A 16,493-nucleotide genomic window follows, 5' to 3' on the forward strand; every position below is an offset into this window, starting at 1 on the left:
TATATTTTACAGTATACATACGAAATTGTAAGCATTAATTACTTTAAACATACTAACTATTATAAAATAAAATGCAATAAAAAAAATCCGTATAAACGGATTTAAAATAAAAAAGCGCGCACTCCACCATAGACGAGTTCACGCAATAAGTCATTCAAATGTGGTGGAGTACTCTGAGCTAGACAATATCTATGTGTGGTAAACATTATCATTGCACTCATTTGCTTTGTGTGTGTTAAATAAATTGTATTTATATAGAAATGATTGAAGTGACTTTCGTCACTCCAATAAAGAATAGATTATACTAATTCAATAATTACTGATTCAGCACCGTCACCGCGACGTGGACCAACTTTCATGATACGAGTATATCCACCTTGACGCTCTTCATAGCGTGGCGCAACATCATTGAATAATTTTTGTAATGCAGTGATTGTTTTGTCATCTTCTAAGATTTTAACGTCACGAATCGTTTGAGCAGCTCTACGACGTGAAGCTAGATCACCTTTTTTACCTAAAGTAATTAAGTTATCAACAACTTTACGAACTTCTTTAGCACGAGCTTCTGTAGTCTCGATACGTTCAGAAACGATAAGTTGAGTAGCTAAGTCACGTAACATTGCTTTACGTTGATCAGAAGTACGACCTAATTTTCTGTAACCCATGAATTAACCTCCTTTATTAGTCTTCTTTTCTTAAACCAAGACCAAGATCTTCTAATTTATATTTAACTTCTTCAAGAGACTTACGACCTAAGTTTCGAACTTTCATCATATCTGCCTCAGATTTATCTGCTAATTCTTGTACAGAATTAATTCCTGCACGTTTTAGACAGTTATAAGAACGTACTGATAAGTCTAATTCTTCGATAGACATTTCAAGTACTTTTTCTTTTTGATCTTCTTCTTTTTCAATCATGATTTCAGCATTTTGTGCTTCATCAGTTAAATTAACAAAAATGTTTAAGTGTTCAGTCATGATTTTAGCACCTAAAGAAACAGCTTCTTGAGGAGATAACGAACCATCTGTCCAAACATCGATTGTTAATTTATCATAATCACTACTTTGCCCTACACGTGTATTTTCAACTGTATAGTTCACACGATTTACTGGAGAATAAAGTGAGTCGATTGGAATGACACCAATTGGCAAATCACTTGTGTTATTTTGTTCAGCTAAAGCATATCCGCGACCTTTATTAGCAATTAAGCGCATCTTAAGGTGTCCACCTTTAGAAACTGTTGCAATTTTTAAATCTGGATTTAAAATTTCAACATCACTGTCATGCATGATATCTTTCGCAGTAACTTCACCTTCATCTTTAATATCGATTTCAAGTGTTTTATCTTCTTCAGAGTAGATTTTTATAGCTAATTTCTTGATGTTCATAATGATAGTAGTAACATCCTCAACTACATTTTCAACTGCTGAGAATTCGTGAAGTACACCTTCAATTTCGATATTTTTAACTGCCGCACCTGGTAATGAAGATAATAGGATACGACGTAAGGAGTTGCCTAGTGTTGTACCATAACCACGTTCTAGCGGTTCAACAACGAACTTACCGAATGTAGAATCATCACTAACTTCTATTGTTTCAATTCTAGGTTTTTCGATTTCAATCATTTAAATATATCCTCCTTATAAACGTCGATTAAACTTTATTAATTTCTATCCAGTGACTCTTGAACATTAGAACTAACAAAAATTATACACGACGACGTTTTGGTGGACGACATCCGTTATGTGGAACTGGTGTTACGTCTTTAATTGCTGTGATTTCTAATCCAGCTGATTGTAACGCACGGATCGCTGATTCACGACCTGGGCCAGGACCTTTAACTGTTACTTCTACAGTTTTCAAACCGTGTTCCATAGCAGCTTTTGAAGCTGTTTCTGAAGCCATTTGAGCTGCAAAAGGTGTTGATTTTTTAGAACCTTTAAATCCTAACGCACCTGCTGAAGACCATGATAATGCATTACCGAAATCATCAGTGATCGTTACGATTGTATTGTTGAATGTTGAACGGATGTGAGCTACACCACTTTCAATATTCTTTTTAACTCTACGTTTACGAGAAACTTGTTTACGTGCCATTTATATGTGCCTCCTTTACTTATTATTTTTTCTTGTTCGCTACTGTTTTAACTGGTCCTTTACGCGTACGCGCATTGTTCTTAGTGTTTTGACCACGAACTGGTAAACCACGACGGTGGCGAATTCCACGGTATGAAGCGATTTCCATTAAACGTTTAATGTTTAAGTTTCTTTCACGACGAAGGTCACCTTCAACTTTGTAACCATCTACAACTTCACGGATACGACCTAATTCGTCATCAGTTAAATCGCGAACACGTGTGTCTTCAGATACGTTTGCTTCTTTAAGAATTTTTTGTGCTGTTGTTTTTCCGATACCATATACGTAAGTTAACGAGATTACTACGCGTTTCTCACGTGGTACGTCAATACCTGCAATACGAGCCATTTATTTACACCTCTCTTTTATTAGCCTTGTTTTTGTTTGTGTTTTGGATTTTCACAAATCACCATTACTTTACCTTTACGACGAATAACTTTACATTTTTCGCAAATTGGTTTTACTGATGGTCTTACTTTCATCTTTGTATACCTCCTTGTATTTGGAGTGACGATTATTTATAACGATAAGTGATTCTTCCGCGTGTTAGGTCATACGGAGACATTTCAACTGTTACTTTGTCGCCAGGTAGAATTCTAATATAGTTCATACGGATTTTACCACTAACGTGTGCTAAAATTTCATGTCCATTTTCTAATTCTACTTTAAACATAGCGTTTGGTAAAGTATCTAATACTGTACCTTCTAATTCGATTACATCTTGTTTAGCCATGATCATTTCCCCCTTTTTCTATTCATTCTCGTGAAATACAAACGTATTTCATGTTTTAAAACCTGGTCCAAAATTAGAGACATACTTTAGGTGATTAAATCACATAGAATAAGCACAGGTTTATAAAATTGGGATGATTTAATACTTAAGATTTGCATTCGACAACACTTCAAATACTTATCGCTTCTTGTAATCACTCCGATTGTATTCCAAAAACCTAAATACTATCTTGATTCTTAAAATTGAACGCATTCACGCGTTCAAGAATCACCTAAAGCTAGGCGAATTCGGGGTGAAAGCGTCATTACTATAATGATTCAAGAATTTGAATAACATCTTCAGTAACATTATCAATTTGTCTAGAACCATCGATGTTTTTAAGGACACCTTGATTTTCATAGAAATCTAAAAGTGGTTTAGTTTGTTTAACATTAACACTTAAACGATTTGCTACTGTTTCAGGGTTATCGTCTTCACGTTGATATAATTTACCACCGTCAAGATCACAAACACCTTCAACTTTTGGTGGATTAAATACTAAATGATAAGTTGTTCCACATACTTCACAAATTCTTCTGCCAGTTAAACGATTCATAAGTTCTTCTTCCGCAACTTCGATGTTAATAACAGCATCTACTTTACGATTTAAGTCACTTAAAATTTCATTTAATGCATCAGCTTGTTCAACTGTACGAGGAAAACCATCTAGTAAAAATCCTTTTTTCGCATCTTCTTCAGCTAGTCTTTCTCTAACGATACCTATAGTCACTTCATCTGGTACAAGTTCCCCGCGATCCATATAAGATTTAGCCTCTTTACCAAGGTCAGTCTCTTCTTTGATCGCTTTACGGAACATATCACCAGTTGAGATATGAGGAATAGGGTATTTCTTAACAATTTCACTCGCTTGAGTACCTTTACCTGCACCAGGTAAACCCATTAAAATGATGTTCATAAAAACCCTCCTACTTGCTTATCGTCTTCTAAAGCCTCTATATTCACGTTGATTGAGTTGAGCTTCTAAAGTTTTCATTGTTTCAATTGCAACACCGATAACGATTAGTAAGCTAGTACCACCAACTTGTATTGCTTGAGGTAAATTCATTAACTTAATTGCTAAAATCGGAATAATAGAAATTAAAGCTAAGAAAATTGATCCCACAAACGTTAAACGATAAAGCACTTTAGTGATGTATTTTTTAGTTTGATCTCCAGGTCTAATACCTGGTACATAACTACCTTGTTTTTGTAAGTTTTCTGCCATCTTTTCAGGATTAACCTGAACAAATGCATAAAAGTATGCGAAAGCTATAATTAAAATAACATATACAATCATACCAATATTATGAGAAGGATCTGCGTAATTTGTAACTGTTTGCGCCCATTCTTGATCAGGGAAGAATAATGTTAAAGTCTTCGGAAGCATAAAGAATGCCATCGCAAAGATTACCGGAATTACACCTGCTGCATTAACTTTTAAAGGTAAATATGTTGCGTTTGCAGATAAAGAACCACCTGCGCCTTGAGTTTGACGTTTAGCATATTGAATAGGAATTTTACGAATTGCTTGAAGTACATAAACTGCACCAACAGTAAGTAAAATCATACCTACGAATAAACCAATCGCTTTTAACCAAGCCATAGTAGTATCATCTGCGCCAACAAAACTTTGTTGGTAAAACTGAATTAATGAGTTTGGCATAGAAGATAATATACCAGCGAAGATAATAATAGATATACCATTACCAACACCAAATTGTGTTATCTGTTCACCTAACCACATTAAGAAAGCTGTTCCTGCAGTTAAAACAAGTGCTATTAACACATAATTTAAGACTGAAGTATTTTGAATTAAATTACCACCGAGCATATTATTAAATGAATACGACATACCTAAGCCTTGAACAAAGGCTAATACAATTGTGAAGTAACGTGTAAATTGATTAATCTTTTTACGACCAACTTCACCTTGTTTAGACCACTCTGTAAACTTAGGTACAACATCCATTTGTAATAATTGCATTACGATTGAAGCAGTAATGTAAGGCATAATACCCATAGCTAAAATTGAGAAGTTCTGCAAGGCACCTCCACCGAATGTGTTAAACAAATCGGTAATACCTTGCGAACCTTTATTTTGATTAAAAGCATCTGGATTAACACCAGGAGCTGGAATATATGTTCCAACTTTAAATATAACGAGCATTGCTAGTGTGAATAATATCTTGTTACGAATATCTTTAGTCTTCAAAAAACTAACGATCGTTTCAAACATTAGATCACCTCATGCGTTCCGCCCTTACCTTCGATTGCTTCAATAGCTGAAGCTGAGAATTTATGAGCTTTTATTGTTAATTTCTTTTCTAATGAACCGTTTCCTAAAACTTTAACGCCAGATTTTTCAGATTTAACAACACCTGATTCTACTAATAATGCTGGTGTAACTTCAGTTCCTTCTTCGAAACGATTTAATTGATCAAGATTAACAATTGCATATTCTTTACGGTTGATGTTAGTGAATCCACGTTTTGGTAAACGACGGAATAATGGTAATTGACCACCTTCGAAACCTAAACGAACACCGCCACCTGAACGTGCTTTTTGACCTTTAGTACCACGACCACTTGTTTTACCGTTACCTGTAGCCATACCACGACCAACACGGTTACGTTCTTTACGAGCACCTTTAACTGGTTTCAACTCATGTAATTTCATTTTGGCACCTCCTTAATACTTTAGATGAATTTATTTTTCAGTAACTTTTACTAAGTGACTTACTTTGTCGATTTGCCCACGAATCGCAGGATTATCTTCAACTACTACAGTTGAGTTTGTTTTTTTAAGTCCTAGCGCTTGAACTGTCTTACGTTGAGTTTCAGGACGACCAATAACGCTACGAGTGAGGGTGATTTCTAATTTAGCCATAGTGTTTGTTCCCTCCTTAATTTAATAATTCTTCTACTGATTTACCGCGTAGACTAGCTACTTCTTCGGCATTTTTAAGTTCTTTAAGTCCTTCGATTGTAGCACGAACCATGTTGATTGGTGTGTTAGAACCTAATGATTTACTTAAGATATCAGTGATACCAGCAAGTTCTAAAACGGCACGAACTGGTCCACCTGCAATAACACCTGTACCAGGTGCTGCTGGTTTAATTAAAACACGACCTGCACCAAAACGTCCAATAACTTGGTGAGGAGTTGTTCCTTCAACACGTGGAACTGTTACTAAGTCTTTCTTAGCATCTTCTACTGCTTTTTTAATTGCTTCAGGTACCTCTTGAGCTTTACCAGTACCGAAACCTACGCGACCATTTTTATCTCCAACAACTACTAAAGCTGTAAAACGGAAACGACGACCACCTTTAACTACTTTAGCTACACGGTTAATCGTAACTACGCGCTCTTCAAATTCTTTAACTTCTTGTTCTTTACGACGCATGAGTGTCCCTCCTTTAAATTAAAATTGAAGTCCGTTTTCACGAGCTGCATCAGCTAATGCTTTGATACGTCCGTGGTATAAATATCCTCCACGATCAAATACTACAGCGTCAACGCCTTTTTCAGCGGCACGTTTTGCAACGATTTCGCCTACTTTAGCAGCTGCTTCTACATTACCTGATTGCTCTAGGTTAAATTCTTTATCTACAGTTGATGCTTGAGCGATTGTTACACCGTTTAAGTCATCAATTACTTGAGCATAAATATGTTTGTTTGAACGATATACGTTTAAACGTGGCTTTTCGCTAGTTCCAGCTAATTTAGCACGTACGCGGGCATGTCTTTTCAAACGAACTTTATTTTTGTCGATTTTAGCGATCATGTTAGTGCTCCTTTCTTATCTTAATGATTACTTACCAGTTTTACCTTCTTTACGACGAACATATTCGCCTTCGTAACGAATACCTTTACCTTTGTAAGGTTCTGGTGGACGGATTGAACGGATATAAGATGCAATTGCACCAACACGTTCTTTTGAAATACCTTCTACTTTAACTTTAGTGTTTTTCTCTACTGATAATGTGATTCCATCTTCAGCAACGATTTCTACAGGGTGAGAATAACCAACGTTTAAGATGATATTTTTACCTTGCATTTGGGCACGGTAACCAACACCAATAAGTTCTAAGTTTTTCTCGAAACCTTTAGATACACCTTCAATCATGTTAGCGATTAAAGCACGAGTTGTACCATGGATTGTTTTATGTTCTTTAGAGTCAGATGGACGTACAACTTCTAAGCTGTTGTCCTCTTGTTTATATGTCATTTCTTCATTAAAAGTACTAGTTAATTCACCTTTAGATCCTTTAACTGTTACTGTGTTACCTTCGATAGTAACAGTAACGTCTGAAGGGATCTCAATAATTTTCTTACCAACACGGCTCATTATGTGGGCACCTCCTTATAATTTTATAATTACCAGATATAAGCTAATACTTCTCCACCGATTCCACGTTGTCTAGCATCTTTATCAGTTAAAACACCTTCAGATGTAGAAACAAGTGCAATACCTAAACCGTTAAGAACTTTTGGAAGTTCATCAGCTTTAGCATAAACACGTAAACCTGGTTTAGAAATACGTTTTAATCCTGTGATAACGCGCTCGTTGTTTTGACCATATTTAAGGAACATACGGATAACACCTTGCTTATCATCTTCGATATATTCTACGCTTTTTACGAATCCTTCTTTTTTAAGGATTTCAGCGATTTCTTTTTTAATGTTTGATGCAGGTAACTCTAATTTTTCGTGACGTACCATGTTTGCGTTACGCACGCGAGTTAACATATCTGCAATTGGATCTGACATTGTCATTTGTGTTTCCTCCTTTCATTCTTTTGAGTTTACCAGCTAGCTTTACGTACGCCAGGGATTTGGCCTTTGTATGCTAGTTCACGGAAACAAATACGGCAAAGTTTGAATTTACGATATACTGAGTGTGGACGTCCACAACGTTCACAACGAGTGTATTCACGAACTCCGAATTTTTGTTTACGTTGTTGTTTAGCGATCATTGATTTTTTAGCCACTTAATTAGCCTCCTTTATAATTAGAGATTACTTTTGAAATGGCATACCGAATTGTGTTAACAATTCACGAGCTTCCTCGTCAGTGTTAGCAGTTGTAACGATAACGATATCCATTCCTCGTACTTTACTTACTTTATCATAGTCGATTTCAGGGAAAATTAATTGTTCCTTAACACCTAAAGTGTAATTTCCACGACCGTCGAATGCTTTTTTAGAGATACCACGGAAGTCACGTACACGTGGTAATGAAACTGAGATTAATTTATCAAAGAATTCATACATTCTTTCTCCACGTAATGTAACTTTTGCACCGATTGGCATACCTTCACGAAGACGGAAAGTCGCAATAGATTTTTTAGCTTTAGTTACTAATGGTTTTTGACCAGTGATTGCTTGAAGTTCTTCAACTGCAGAGTCTAAAACTTTAGAGTTTTGAACTGCATCACCGATACCCATGTTTACAACTATTTTTTCGATTTTTGGTACTTCCATAACTGAACTATAGTTAAATTTCTTAACTAACTCAGCAGAAATTTCATTATTAAACTTTTCTTTTAAACGTGTCAAAGTGGATCCTCCTTTCACTTAATAATTATTCATTTGATGATTTGATTTCTTCGCCAGATTTTTTAGCGATACGAACTTTTTTACCATCTACTACTTTGAATCCAACACGAGTTGGTTCGTTTGTCTTAGGATCAAGTAATTGAACGTTTGATACGTGGATAGTACCTTCTGTTTCTAAGATACCACCTTCTGGATTGAACTGAGTTGGTTTTTGGTGTTTTTTAATGATGTTAACACCTTCTACAACTACGCGTTCTTTCTTAGGTAATGCTTCTAAAACTTTACCAGTTTTACCTTTATCTTTACCTGAGATAACGATTACGTTGTCACCTTTACGTACGTGCATGTGTAGGCACCTCCTTAGGAATTTTGTTTTTTATCATTATAGATTAAAGTACCTCTGGCGCTAGAGAAACGATTTTCATGAAGTTACCTTCACGTAATTCACGCGCTACAGGACCGAATATACGTGTACCACGTGGACCTTTGTCATCACGGATGATTACACATGCATTTTCGTCAAATTTGATGTAAGAGCCATCTTCACGACGTACACCTGATTTAGTACGTACAACAACAGCTTTAACAACTTCACCTTTTTTAACAACGCCACCTGGTGTAGCATTTTTAACAGTAACGACGATTACATCACCAATGTTAGCTGTCTTACGACCAGATCCGCCTAAAACTTTGATTGTTAATACTTCACGAGCACCAGAGTTGTCTGCTACTTTTAAACGTGTTTCTTGTTGGATCATCTTTGTTTGACCTCCCTTATCTTTATACTTCTATTAAATAATTACTGATTCTTCAACGATTTCAACTAGACGAAAACGCTTAGTTGATGATAAAGGACGTGTTTCTGCAATCTTAACGATATCGCCCATTTTTGCTGAATTGTTTTCATCATGCGTTTTATATTTTTTTGAATATTTTACGCGTTTACCATATAATTTATGAGTTTTGTATGTTTCAACAACTACTGTAATAGTTTTATCCATTTTATCTGAAACTACTTTACCAACGTAAACTTTGCGGTCATTTCTTTCACTCACAGTAATGAACCTCCTCTACTTGATTATTTATTATCTGCTGCTTTCTCTTCTTCGATTTCTCTTTCGCGAACGATTGTTTTTAGACGTGCAATCGTCTTTTTAACTTTTCGAATGTTAGCAGTCTCTTCAAGTTGACCAGTTGCTAACTGAAAGCGTAAGTTGAATAATTGCTCTTTAGCTTCTTTGATTTCTTTTTCAATTTCAGTAGTGGTTAAATTTCTGATATCCTTAGCTTTCATTTGTGTCACCACCCAATTCTTCACGTTTTACAAACTTAGATTTAACTGGAAGTTTGTGTGCTGCAAGACGTAATGCTTCACGTGCAACTTCTTCTTGAACACCTGCAACTTCGAACAAGATACGTCCTGGTTTAACTACTGCTACCCATCCTTCAACTGCACCTTTACCTGAACCCATACGTACTTCTAAAGGTTTTTTAGTATAAGGTGTATGTGGGAATATTTTAATCCATACTTTTCCGCCACGTTTCATGTAACGTGTCATTGCGATACGAGCTGATTCGATTTGACGAGAAGTAATCCAAGCTGCTGTTTGAGCTTGTAAACCGTACTCACCAAATGTTACTTCATTTCCGCCTTTTGAACGACCAGTTGTTTTTGGACGATGTTGACGACGGAATTTAACACGCTTTGGTAATAACATTATTATTTTCCTCCTTCACTAGACTTCTTTGTAGGAAGAACTTCTCCACGGTAGATCCATACTTTAACACCTAATTTACCGTAAGTAGTGTCGGCTTCTTCATGTGCGAAATCAATGTCTGCACGTAATGTATGAAGTGGAACAGTTCCTTCTGAATATTGTTCTGCACGAGCGATATCTGCGCCACCTAAACGACCAGATACTTGAGTTTTGATACCTTTAGCTCCCAATTTCATTGCGCGTTGGATAGCTTGTTTTTGAGCACGACGGAAAGATACACGGTTTTCTAATTGACGAGCAATATTATTTGCTACCAATGTTGCATCTAAATCAACTTTTTTGATTTCGATAACGTTGATGTGTACTTTTTTGTTAGTCAATGCGTTTAATTTGTTACGTAATTTTTCAATTTCTGAACCGCCTTTACCAATAACCATACCTGGTTTACCAGTGTGGATAGCGATATTGATACGGTTTGCTGCACGTTCAATTTCAACACTTGAAACTGAAGCTTCTTTTAATGCTTCTGCGATATATTTACGAACTTTTAAGTCTTCATGTAAAAGTGTTGCGAAGTCTTTACCTGCATACCACTTTGCTTCCCAGTCACGAATTACACCGACACGAAGTCCGATTGGATTAATTTTTTGACCCACTATATTCCCTCCTTAATGATTTAGTTAATTATGCTTCTTTAACTTCTTTAGCTTCTTTTTCGCCAACTACGATTGTAATATGGCTAGTACGTTTGTTAATCGCACTTGCACGACCTTGTGCACGTGGACGGAAACGTTTCAATGTAGGTCCTTCATTAGCGTAAGCTTCTTTTACTACTAATGTGTCAGGATTTAAATCATAGTTATGTTCTGCATTTGCTAATGCTGACATTAATAATTTTTCAACAACAGGTGATGTTGCTTTGTTTGTTAATTTTAAGATGGCAATTGCTTCTGCCACTTCTTTACCTCTAATAAGATCTAAAACTAATCTCACTTTACGAGGTGCGATTCTTATTGTTCTAGCAACCGCTTTTGCTTCCATTGTGACTTCCTCCTCTTTTTAGAAATTAGCGTTTAGTCTTTTTGTCGTCTGCAGCATGACCTTTATAAGTACGTGTAGGTGCAAACTCTCCTAATTTATGTCCAACCATATCTTCAGTAATGAAAACTGGCACATGTTTACGACCATCATATACTGCTATTGTATGTCCGATGAAGTTAGGAAATACTGTTGAACGACGAGACCATGTTTTAATAACTGATTTTTTTTCACCTTCGTTTTGAGCTTCAACTTTTTTCATTAAATGATCATCAACGAAAGGTCCTTTTTTAAGACTACGAGCCATTATGGCGCCTCCCTTCTTATTTAATGCGCGCGGCATCTAAGCCGCACACGTAAATAAGGTATTATTATTTTTTCTTACGACCACGAACGATAAATTTAGATGAACGTTGGTTTTGTTTACGAGTTTTCTTACCAAGTGTTGGTTTGCCCCATGGAGACATTGGTGATTTAAGACCGATTGGTGTACGACCTTCACCACCACCATGTGGGTGATCGTTAGGGTTCATTACAGAACCACGAACTGTAGGACGTTTACCCATCCATCTAGAACGACCAGCTTTACCAATTGTGATTAATTCGTGTTGTTCATTACCAACTTGACCGATTGTTGCACGACAAGTAGATAAAATCATACGAACTTCACCTGATTTAAGACGAACTAGTACGTATTTACCTTCTTTACCAAGTACTTGAGCACTTGTACCAGCTGAACGGACTAATTGTCCACCTTTACCTGGTTTTAATTCGATGTTGTGAATTGTAGTACCAACTGGGATATCAGTTAATGCTAATGCATTACCTACTTTGATATCTGCATCTGGACCATTGAATACTTCTTGTCCTACTTTTAATCCTTTAGGGGCAATGATATATCTTTTTTCACCATCTGCGTATACTAATAATGCGATATTAGCTGAACGGTTTGGATCATACTCGATAGTTGCTACTTTAGCAGGAATTCCATCTTTGTTACGTTTGAAATCAATTACACGGTATTGACGTTTATGACCGCCACCTCTGTGACGAACTGTCAATTTACCTTGGTTGTTACGTCCCGCTTTTCTCGGAAGCGGTTGTAATAAAGACTTTTCAGGAGTCGTTGATGTAATTTCAGCGAAGTCTGAAGATGTCATATTACGACGACCATTTGTAATTGGCTTATACTTTTTAAGAGCCATTGTCGTTTTACCTCCTTAATGGTAATTGTTTTTAGTTAAATAGGTCTATTGAAGAACCTTCTTTTAGAGTTACGATTGCTTTACGACGTTTGTTAGTGAAACCATTGTAACGACCAACACGTTTAGCTTTTGCTTTAACGTTCATGATATTTACTGTATCAACTTTCACGTCGAAAATTTCTTCGATTGCGATTTTTACTTGTGTTTTGTTTGCACGTGTATCTACATCAAATGTGTATTTATCTAAAGCCATATCTGATGAAGATTTTTCTGTGATTACGGGGCGCTTAATAACATCTCTTGCTTCCATTATGCGAGCACCTCCTCTACTTTATCCACTGCTGCTTTAGTTATTACGACTTTACTAGAATCTAAGATATCTAATACGTTTAAGCTTTGAGCGTCGATAACTTTAACACCTGGAATGTTACGAGCTGATAATTCAACGTTGCTGTCTACAGTATCAACGATGAATAAAACTTTCTTAGAAAGTTCTAAGTTGCTCATTACATTTTTGAATTCTTTTGTTTTAGGTGCATCAAAGTTGAATGCTTCTAAAACTGTTAATTCGTTACCACTTACTTTTGAAGATAATGCAGAACGTAATGCTAAACGACGCATTTTCTTAGGCATTTTGTAAGAATAACTTCTTGGTGTAGGACCGAATACGATACCACCACCACGCCATTGTGGCGCACGGATTGTACCTTGACGAGCACGACCTGTACCTTTTTGTTTCCAAGGTTTACGTCCACCACCACGAACTGCTGAACGATTTTTAACTGCGTGAGTACCTTGGCGTAATGAAGCACGTTGTAAGTTGACTGCTTCGAATAATACGTGTTGGTTTGGTTCGATACCAAATACACTATCATTTAATTCGATAGAACCTGATTTTGATCCATCTACTTTTAATACATCAATATTAGCCATAATGTTGTTTCCTCCTTTCACCTAAATAATTATTTATTACCTTTTTTAATTGAAGTTGTAAGTTTTACTAAACCTTTTTTAGGACCTGGCACATTACCTTTAACTAAAATTACGTTATTTTCTGCATCAACTTTAACTACTTCTAAGTTTTGCATAGTAACTGTGTTTCCGCCCATACGGCCTGGTAATTCTTTACCTTTAAATACTTTAGAAGCATCTGAAGCCATACCCATTGAACCAGAGCCTCTGTGGTAACGAGAACCGTGACTCATTGGTCCACGAGAGAATCCGTGACGTTTAATTGAGCCTTGGAAACCTTTACCTTTTGAAACGCCTGTTGCATCAATAATGTCTCCTGCTTGGAAAGTATCTACAGTGACTTCTTGACCTACCTCGTATGCTGAAACATCAATGTTTCTGAATTCACGAGTGAAGCGCTTAGGTGCTGTACCTGCTTTTTTAGCATGGCCTTCAGCAGCTTTAGTAGCATATTTGTTAGATTTACGATCTTTTTTATATGCTTGTTTGTCTTCAAAACCGATTTGAACAGCGTTGTAGCCGTCTACTTCTTCAGTTTTAGTTTGTAATACTACGTTTTGACTAGCTTCTACTACAGTAACTGGTATTAATTCACCGTTTTCTGCGAATACTTGAGTCATTCCAATTTTTCTTCCTAAGATTCCTTTGGTCATCGAAAGTCGCACCTCCTGTTATTTTAATGAATTATAATTTGATTTCGATGTCTACACCTGATGGTAAGTTTAAGCCCATAAGAGCATCAACTGTTTTTGGTGTAGGGTTAAGAATGTCGATTAAACGTTTATGCGTACGTTGTTCGAATTGTTCACGTGAGTCTTTGTACTTATGAACGGCACGGATTACAGTATAAACTGATTTCTCAGTTGGTAATGGAATCGGACCAGACACTTGAGCTCCTGAACGTTTAGCTGTTTCAACAATTTTCTCTGCTGATTGATCGATCATGCGGTGATCATACGCTTTTAAACGGATACGAATTTTTTGTTTTGCCATAATTTTCCCTCCTTGTTCGTCTACTTTATAGTGATAGACTTCTCCACGAAAACTCTCTTACACACCGCCATGGCAAAGCGGCCGGGTGTGTCAGTAACCTCTCGCTTCATCGCTTCTTAAAGTCCAACATTAGATATGATACATGATTTATTTCTATTAATCAATAGATAACCATATATTTTTTCTAATTTCATCTAACACATACCCAAGTATTATAACGGATTATGCGTTCTTTTTCAATAGGTAAAATTTAAATAGATAATTTGTAATCTAAATGTTATAATATAACAAGCAATTTTAACTAGGTGGTGAAATCATGAAAAGAGGAATCAAATCAGTTTTGCTAGTTCTTTCTATTATATTAGTTGTATCTGAGTTATTATTAGCCATACCTTTTCTAGGTGGAGGAATCGTTCTTTCAACTGGTTATAATGCTTTGGTACTTAATGGAACGTTATACTTTATTACGACTCTCATCCTATTAATAGATAACCAGAATTCTGTTAAAGTAATATTTATCATTCCATTAATCGGACTAATCGCTAGCTTTGTTGCAATCATTCCTATTATTGGCTGGTTATTACATATCGTAATGGTCGTATTAATGATCATCTTCTTATTTACGATTATAATTGCGCCAGTATATATCCCATCTAAATATTACAAGACTACTTATAAAAGTTAATATATAAATAAAAAGCCACGAGACTTCATTAAATGAAATCTCGTGGCTTTTTTATTATGCATGTACAAATACAAAGTAAGCGACAAAGACGAAGAATAAACCGTACATAATTGGGTGAATTTCTTTATGTCTTTTTGCTACGATCATTGTAATTGGGTAGAATATAAATCCACACGCGATACCTGTTGCAATTGAATATGTTAAAGGCATCATAATCATTGTTAAGAAAGCTGGTACTGCTATCTCAAATTTTTGCCAATCAATTTTACCTAAGTTACTAACCATCAACACTCCTACTATAACAAGCGCTGGTGCTGTAACCGCACTTGTAACAACTGCCATTAATGGAGAGAATAATAATGCTGCTAAGAAACAAATACCTGTTACAACGCTTGCGAACCCTGTACGTGCACCAACTGCAACACCTGCACTAGATTCTATATAACTTGTTGTAGTTGAAGTACCAAATATTGCACCTACAATTGTTGCTAATGAATCAGAGAATAATGCTTTACCTGCTCTAGGTAATTTATTATCTTTCATTAATCCAGCTTGGTTTGCAACCGCAACTAACGTTCCTGCAGTATCAAAGAAATCTATAAATAAGAAAGTTAAAACGACAATTAAGAATTGTACATTAAATATAGTAGATAAATCACCAAACGCTTCGAATGCTGCACCAAATGTTGGTGACACACTTGGTACTTTCCCTACTATACTATCTGGCATTGCAATTAAACCTGTAATTAATCCCGCAATAGCTGTTAAGACCATTCCGATGAAAATTGCTCCTGGTAATTTTTTAGCCATTAATATAATTGTAATGATAATACCGAATACTGCTAATAGTACTTCTGGGTTATGCATAGTTCCAAGTGTAACTAAAGTTGAATCTTCTTTTTTAACAATACCTGCTCCTTGTAAACCTACAAAGGTAATAAACAACCCTATACCGGCAGACACAGCCATCTTTAATTCAAATGGTATTGCATTGATAATAACCTCTCGTAAACCACTCATCGTTAATATTGCAAATATAACACCTGAGAATAACACGCCTGTTAAACCAGTTTGCCATGGAATACCCATTGTTAGCACAACTGTAAACGCGAAAAACGCATTTAATCCCATACCTGGTGCTAAAGCTATCGGGTATTTCGCAATGATACCCATAAATAAACAACCAACTAGTGCTGCTAAAGCTGTAGCAACAAACACAGAACCTTGGTCCATTCTCATTGAATCAGGTACATTTTCAACACTTGCCAAACTTAACATTGATGGGTTAACCGCTAATATGTATGCCATAGATAAGAATGTCGTTAAACCACCAAGAATTTCTCTTTTATAATTTGTTCCCAATTCATCAAACTTAAAGTAACGTTTCATCATAAGACTCCTTTATTAATTTCAA

General features: G+C 36.0%; 31 protein-coding genes. 1 reads left to right on the plus strand and 30 read right to left on the minus strand.

Going from position 1 to position 16,493, the window contains the following annotated elements:
- Positions 1–299: 299 nt before the first annotated feature.
- From rplQ to rpsJ, 29 genes are all read right to left on the minus strand, one after another.
- Entirely contained in the window at positions 300–665 is a 366-nt protein-coding gene (gene rplQ / locus ACJTHF_RS08785; RefSeq protein ID WP_025906481.1) for a 50S ribosomal protein L17, read from the minus strand.
- Positions 666–681: 16 nt separating this feature from the next.
- Positions 682–1,626 carry a DNA-directed RNA polymerase subunit alpha gene (locus tag ACJTHF_RS08790; protein ID WP_025906483.1) on the minus strand — a complete coding sequence of 315 codons (945 nt, stop codon included), beginning with the start codon at positions 1,624–1,626 and terminating at the stop codon, positions 682–684.
- Positions 1,627–1,708: 82 nt separating this feature from the next.
- Entirely contained in the window at positions 1,709–2,098 is a 390-nt protein-coding gene (gene rpsK / locus ACJTHF_RS08795) for a 30S ribosomal protein S11 (RefSeq protein ID WP_025906484.1), read from the minus strand.
- Positions 2,099–2,120: 22 nt separating this feature from the next.
- Positions 2,121–2,486, minus strand: coding sequence for a 30S ribosomal protein S13 (gene rpsM, locus ACJTHF_RS08800; RefSeq protein WP_048541062.1), 366 nt, complete (start codon positions 2,484–2,486; stop codon positions 2,121–2,123).
- Between the two features lie 20 nt (positions 2,487–2,506).
- Positions 2,507–2,620: a 50S ribosomal protein L36 gene (gene rpmJ / locus ACJTHF_RS08805; protein ID WP_003156543.1), complete on the minus strand. Its 114-nt coding sequence runs from the start codon at positions 2,618–2,620 to the stop codon at positions 2,507–2,509.
- A 32-nt stretch (positions 2,621–2,652) separates the two neighbouring features.
- A complete protein-coding gene (gene infA, locus ACJTHF_RS08810) occupies positions 2,653–2,871 on the minus strand; it encodes a translation initiation factor IF-1 (RefSeq protein WP_001118443.1) in 219 nt (72 codons plus the stop codon).
- Between the two features lie 307 nt (positions 2,872–3,178).
- Positions 3,179–3,826: an adenylate kinase gene (locus ACJTHF_RS08815; protein WP_048541064.1), complete on the minus strand. Its 648-nt coding sequence runs from the start codon at positions 3,824–3,826 to the stop codon at positions 3,179–3,181.
- An 18-nt stretch (positions 3,827–3,844) separates the two neighbouring features.
- A complete protein-coding gene (gene secY, locus ACJTHF_RS08820; protein ID WP_048541066.1) occupies positions 3,845–5,146 on the minus strand; it encodes a preprotein translocase subunit SecY in 1,302 nt (433 codons plus the stop codon).
- Positions 5,146–5,586: a 50S ribosomal protein L15 gene (rplO, locus tag ACJTHF_RS08825; protein WP_025906782.1), complete on the minus strand. Its 441-nt coding sequence runs from the start codon at positions 5,584–5,586 to the stop codon at positions 5,146–5,148. Before rplO ends, secY begins: the two co-directional genes overlap by 1 nt.
- A gap of 30 nt (positions 5,587–5,616) precedes the next feature.
- A complete protein-coding gene (gene rpmD, locus ACJTHF_RS08830) occupies positions 5,617–5,796 on the minus strand; it encodes a 50S ribosomal protein L30 (RefSeq protein WP_025906783.1) in 180 nt (59 codons plus the stop codon).
- A 16-nt stretch (positions 5,797–5,812) separates the two neighbouring features.
- Positions 5,813–6,313 carry a 30S ribosomal protein S5 gene (rpsE, locus tag ACJTHF_RS08835; RefSeq protein WP_025906784.1) on the minus strand — a complete coding sequence of 167 codons (501 nt, stop codon included), beginning with the start codon at positions 6,311–6,313 and terminating at the stop codon, positions 5,813–5,815.
- Between the two features lie 18 nt (positions 6,314–6,331).
- Entirely contained in the window at positions 6,332–6,694 is a 363-nt protein-coding gene (gene rplR / locus ACJTHF_RS08840; RefSeq protein WP_037589017.1) for a 50S ribosomal protein L18, read from the minus strand.
- Positions 6,695–6,721: 27 nt separating this feature from the next.
- Positions 6,722–7,258: a 50S ribosomal protein L6 gene (gene rplF / locus ACJTHF_RS08845; RefSeq protein ID WP_025906786.1), complete on the minus strand. Its 537-nt coding sequence runs from the start codon at positions 7,256–7,258 to the stop codon at positions 6,722–6,724.
- A 29-nt stretch (positions 7,259–7,287) separates the two neighbouring features.
- A complete protein-coding gene (gene rpsH, locus ACJTHF_RS08850; protein ID WP_025906787.1) occupies positions 7,288–7,686 on the minus strand; it encodes a 30S ribosomal protein S8 in 399 nt (132 codons plus the stop codon).
- Positions 7,687–7,715: 29 nt separating this feature from the next.
- Entirely contained in the window at positions 7,716–7,901 is a 186-nt protein-coding gene (locus ACJTHF_RS08855) for a type Z 30S ribosomal protein S14 (protein WP_016998812.1), read from the minus strand.
- A gap of 27 nt (positions 7,902–7,928) precedes the next feature.
- Positions 7,929–8,468, minus strand: coding sequence for a 50S ribosomal protein L5 (gene rplE / locus ACJTHF_RS08860; protein WP_025906788.1), 540 nt, complete (start codon positions 8,466–8,468; stop codon positions 7,929–7,931).
- A gap of 25 nt (positions 8,469–8,493) precedes the next feature.
- The gene (rplX, locus tag ACJTHF_RS08865) at positions 8,494–8,814 is read right to left on the minus strand and encodes a 50S ribosomal protein L24 (RefSeq protein WP_048541067.1); all 321 of its coding nucleotides are present in this window, start codon (positions 8,812–8,814) and stop codon (positions 8,494–8,496) included.
- Positions 8,815–8,857: 43 nt separating this feature from the next.
- Positions 8,858–9,226: a 50S ribosomal protein L14 gene (rplN, locus tag ACJTHF_RS08870; RefSeq protein ID WP_016911102.1), complete on the minus strand. Its 369-nt coding sequence runs from the start codon at positions 9,224–9,226 to the stop codon at positions 8,858–8,860.
- A gap of 33 nt (positions 9,227–9,259) precedes the next feature.
- On the minus strand, positions 9,260–9,523 hold the full coding sequence (rpsQ, locus tag ACJTHF_RS08875; RefSeq protein WP_016911101.1) for a 30S ribosomal protein S17: 264 nt from the start codon (positions 9,521–9,523) through the stop codon (positions 9,260–9,262).
- Positions 9,524–9,546: 23 nt separating this feature from the next.
- On the minus strand, positions 9,547–9,762 hold the full coding sequence (rpmC, locus tag ACJTHF_RS08880; protein WP_016998808.1) for a 50S ribosomal protein L29: 216 nt from the start codon (positions 9,760–9,762) through the stop codon (positions 9,547–9,549).
- Positions 9,752–10,186, minus strand: coding sequence for a 50S ribosomal protein L16 (gene rplP / locus ACJTHF_RS08885; protein WP_016998807.1), 435 nt, complete (start codon positions 10,184–10,186; stop codon positions 9,752–9,754). The genes rpmC and rplP overlap by 11 nt, the downstream gene beginning before the upstream one ends.
- A gap of 2 nt (positions 10,187–10,188) precedes the next feature.
- Complete coding sequence (gene rpsC / locus ACJTHF_RS08890; protein ID WP_025906790.1) at positions 10,189–10,842, minus strand: 30S ribosomal protein S3; 654 nt, start codon at positions 10,840–10,842, stop codon at positions 10,189–10,191.
- Positions 10,843–10,870: 28 nt separating this feature from the next.
- A complete protein-coding gene (rplV, locus tag ACJTHF_RS08895; protein WP_025906791.1) occupies positions 10,871–11,227 on the minus strand; it encodes a 50S ribosomal protein L22 in 357 nt (118 codons plus the stop codon).
- A 25-nt stretch (positions 11,228–11,252) separates the two neighbouring features.
- Positions 11,253–11,531 carry a 30S ribosomal protein S19 gene (gene rpsS, locus ACJTHF_RS08900; protein ID WP_025906792.1) on the minus strand — a complete coding sequence of 93 codons (279 nt, stop codon included), beginning with the start codon at positions 11,529–11,531 and terminating at the stop codon, positions 11,253–11,255.
- Positions 11,532–11,595: 64 nt separating this feature from the next.
- Positions 11,596–12,429: a 50S ribosomal protein L2 gene (gene rplB, locus ACJTHF_RS08905; protein WP_025906793.1), complete on the minus strand. Its 834-nt coding sequence runs from the start codon at positions 12,427–12,429 to the stop codon at positions 11,596–11,598.
- Between the two features lie 31 nt (positions 12,430–12,460).
- Positions 12,461–12,739 carry a 50S ribosomal protein L23 gene (gene rplW, locus ACJTHF_RS08910; RefSeq protein ID WP_025906794.1) on the minus strand — a complete coding sequence of 93 codons (279 nt, stop codon included), beginning with the start codon at positions 12,737–12,739 and terminating at the stop codon, positions 12,461–12,463.
- Complete coding sequence (rplD, locus tag ACJTHF_RS08915) at positions 12,739–13,362, minus strand: 50S ribosomal protein L4 (RefSeq protein ID WP_025906795.1); 624 nt, start codon at positions 13,360–13,362, stop codon at positions 12,739–12,741. Before rplD ends, rplW begins: the two co-directional genes overlap by 1 nt.
- A 29-nt stretch (positions 13,363–13,391) precedes the next feature.
- On the minus strand, positions 13,392–14,054 hold the full coding sequence (gene rplC / locus ACJTHF_RS08920; RefSeq protein ID WP_025906796.1) for a 50S ribosomal protein L3: 663 nt from the start codon (positions 14,052–14,054) through the stop codon (positions 13,392–13,394).
- A gap of 31 nt (positions 14,055–14,085) precedes the next feature.
- The gene (rpsJ, locus tag ACJTHF_RS08925) at positions 14,086–14,394 is read right to left on the minus strand and encodes a 30S ribosomal protein S10 (RefSeq protein WP_016998799.1); all 309 of its coding nucleotides are present in this window, start codon (positions 14,392–14,394) and stop codon (positions 14,086–14,088) included.
- A 316-nt stretch (positions 14,395–14,710) separates the two neighbouring features.
- Here rpsJ and ACJTHF_RS08930 point away from each other — a divergent pair, with 316 nt between their 5' ends.
- Positions 14,711–15,079 (plus strand): hypothetical protein, encoded by a 369-nt coding sequence (locus tag ACJTHF_RS08930; protein WP_048541070.1) that lies wholly within the window; start codon positions 14,711–14,713, stop codon positions 15,077–15,079.
- Between the two features lie 54 nt (positions 15,080–15,133).
- Here the strand turns inward: ACJTHF_RS08930 and ACJTHF_RS08935 are convergent, their stop codons facing one another.
- Positions 15,134–16,468, minus strand: a complete 1,335-nt coding sequence (locus tag ACJTHF_RS08935) for an NCS2 family permease (protein ID WP_025906798.1) — start codon at positions 16,466–16,468, stop codon at positions 15,134–15,136.
- Positions 16,469–16,493 lie beyond the last annotated feature (25 nt).

The sequence above is a fragment of the Mammaliicoccus sp. RAM2 genome (assembly GCF_045897195.1).
In the GTDB taxonomy this organism is placed as follows: Bacteria; Bacillota; Bacilli; order Staphylococcales; family Staphylococcaceae; genus Mammaliicoccus; species Mammaliicoccus sciuri.

Excerpts from the sequence above, each read along its gene's own strand:
- ACJTHF_RS08935 (WP_025906798.1), bottom strand. The coding sequence starts at position 16,468 with ATGAAACGTTACTTTAAGTTTGATGAATTGGGAACAAATTATAAAAGA.
- rpsM (WP_048541062.1), bottom strand. The coding sequence starts at position 2,486 with ATGGCTCGTATTGCAGGTATTGACGTACCACGTGAGAAACGCGTAGTA.
- rpsJ (WP_016998799.1), bottom strand. The coding sequence starts at position 14,394 with ATGGCAAAACAAAAAATTCGTATCCGTTTAAAAGCGTATGATCACCGC.
- rplB (WP_025906793.1), bottom strand. The coding sequence starts at position 12,429 with ATGGCTCTTAAAAAGTATAAGCCAATTACAAATGGTCGTCGTAATATG.
- rplD (WP_025906795.1), bottom strand. The coding sequence starts at position 13,362 with ATGGCTAATATTGATGTATTAAAAGTAGATGGATCAAAATCAGGTTCT.
- rpsK (WP_025906484.1), bottom strand. The coding sequence starts at position 2,098 with ATGGCACGTAAACAAGTTTCTCGTAAACGTAGAGTTAAAAAGAATATT.
- rplW (WP_025906794.1), bottom strand. The coding sequence starts at position 12,739 with ATGGAAGCAAGAGATGTTATTAAGCGCCCCGTAATCACAGAAAAATCT.
- rplC (WP_025906796.1), bottom strand. The coding sequence starts at position 14,054 with ATGACCAAAGGAATCTTAGGAAGAAAAATTGGAATGACTCAAGTATTC.
- rplQ (WP_025906481.1), bottom strand. The coding sequence starts at position 665 with ATGGGTTACAGAAAATTAGGTCGTACTTCTGATCAACGTAAAGCAATG.
- ACJTHF_RS08930 (WP_048541070.1), top strand. The coding sequence starts at position 14,711 with ATGAAAAGAGGAATCAAATCAGTTTTGCTAGTTCTTTCTATTATATTA.
- ACJTHF_RS08815 (WP_048541064.1), bottom strand. The coding sequence starts at position 3,826 with ATGAACATCATTTTAATGGGTTTACCTGGTGCAGGTAAAGGTACTCAA.
- rplF (WP_025906786.1), bottom strand. The coding sequence starts at position 7,258 with ATGAGCCGTGTTGGTAAGAAAATTATTGAGATCCCTTCAGACGTTACT.
- rpsS (WP_025906792.1), bottom strand. The coding sequence starts at position 11,531 with ATGGCTCGTAGTCTTAAAAAAGGACCTTTCGTTGATGATCATTTAATG.
- rpmC (WP_016998808.1), bottom strand. The coding sequence starts at position 9,762 with ATGAAAGCTAAGGATATCAGAAATTTAACCACTACTGAAATTGAAAAA.
- rplP (WP_016998807.1), bottom strand. The coding sequence starts at position 10,186 with ATGTTATTACCAAAGCGTGTTAAATTCCGTCGTCAACATCGTCCAAAA.
- rpmJ (WP_003156543.1), bottom strand. The coding sequence starts at position 2,620 with ATGAAAGTAAGACCATCAGTAAAACCAATTTGCGAAAAATGTAAAGTT.
- rplO (WP_025906782.1), bottom strand. The coding sequence starts at position 5,586 with ATGAAATTACATGAGTTGAAACCAGTTAAAGGTGCTCGTAAAGAACGT.
- rplV (WP_025906791.1), bottom strand. The coding sequence starts at position 11,227 with ATGGAAGCAAAAGCGGTTGCTAGAACAATAAGAATCGCACCTCGTAAA.
- ACJTHF_RS08790 (WP_025906483.1), bottom strand. The coding sequence starts at position 1,626 with ATGATTGAAATCGAAAAACCTAGAATTGAAACAATAGAAGTTAGTGAT.
- rpsH (WP_025906787.1), bottom strand. The coding sequence starts at position 7,686 with ATGACAATGTCAGATCCAATTGCAGATATGTTAACTCGCGTGCGTAAC.
- infA (WP_001118443.1), bottom strand. The coding sequence starts at position 2,871 with ATGGCTAAACAAGATGTAATCGAATTAGAAGGTACAGTATTAGATACT.
- secY (WP_048541066.1), bottom strand. The coding sequence starts at position 5,146 with ATGTTTGAAACGATCGTTAGTTTTTTGAAGACTAAAGATATTCGTAAC.
- rpsE (WP_025906784.1), bottom strand. The coding sequence starts at position 6,313 with ATGCGTCGTAAAGAACAAGAAGTTAAAGAATTTGAAGAGCGCGTAGTT.
- rpmD (WP_025906783.1), bottom strand. The coding sequence starts at position 5,796 with ATGGCTAAATTAGAAATCACCCTCACTCGTAGCGTTATTGGTCGTCCT.
- rplN (WP_016911102.1), bottom strand. The coding sequence starts at position 9,226 with ATGATCCAACAAGAAACACGTTTAAAAGTAGCAGACAACTCTGGTGCT.
- rplR (WP_037589017.1), bottom strand. The coding sequence starts at position 6,694 with ATGATCGCTAAAATCGACAAAAATAAAGTTCGTTTGAAAAGACATGCC.
- rplX (WP_048541067.1), bottom strand. The coding sequence starts at position 8,814 with ATGCACGTACGTAAAGGTGACAACGTAATCGTTATCTCAGGTAAAGAT.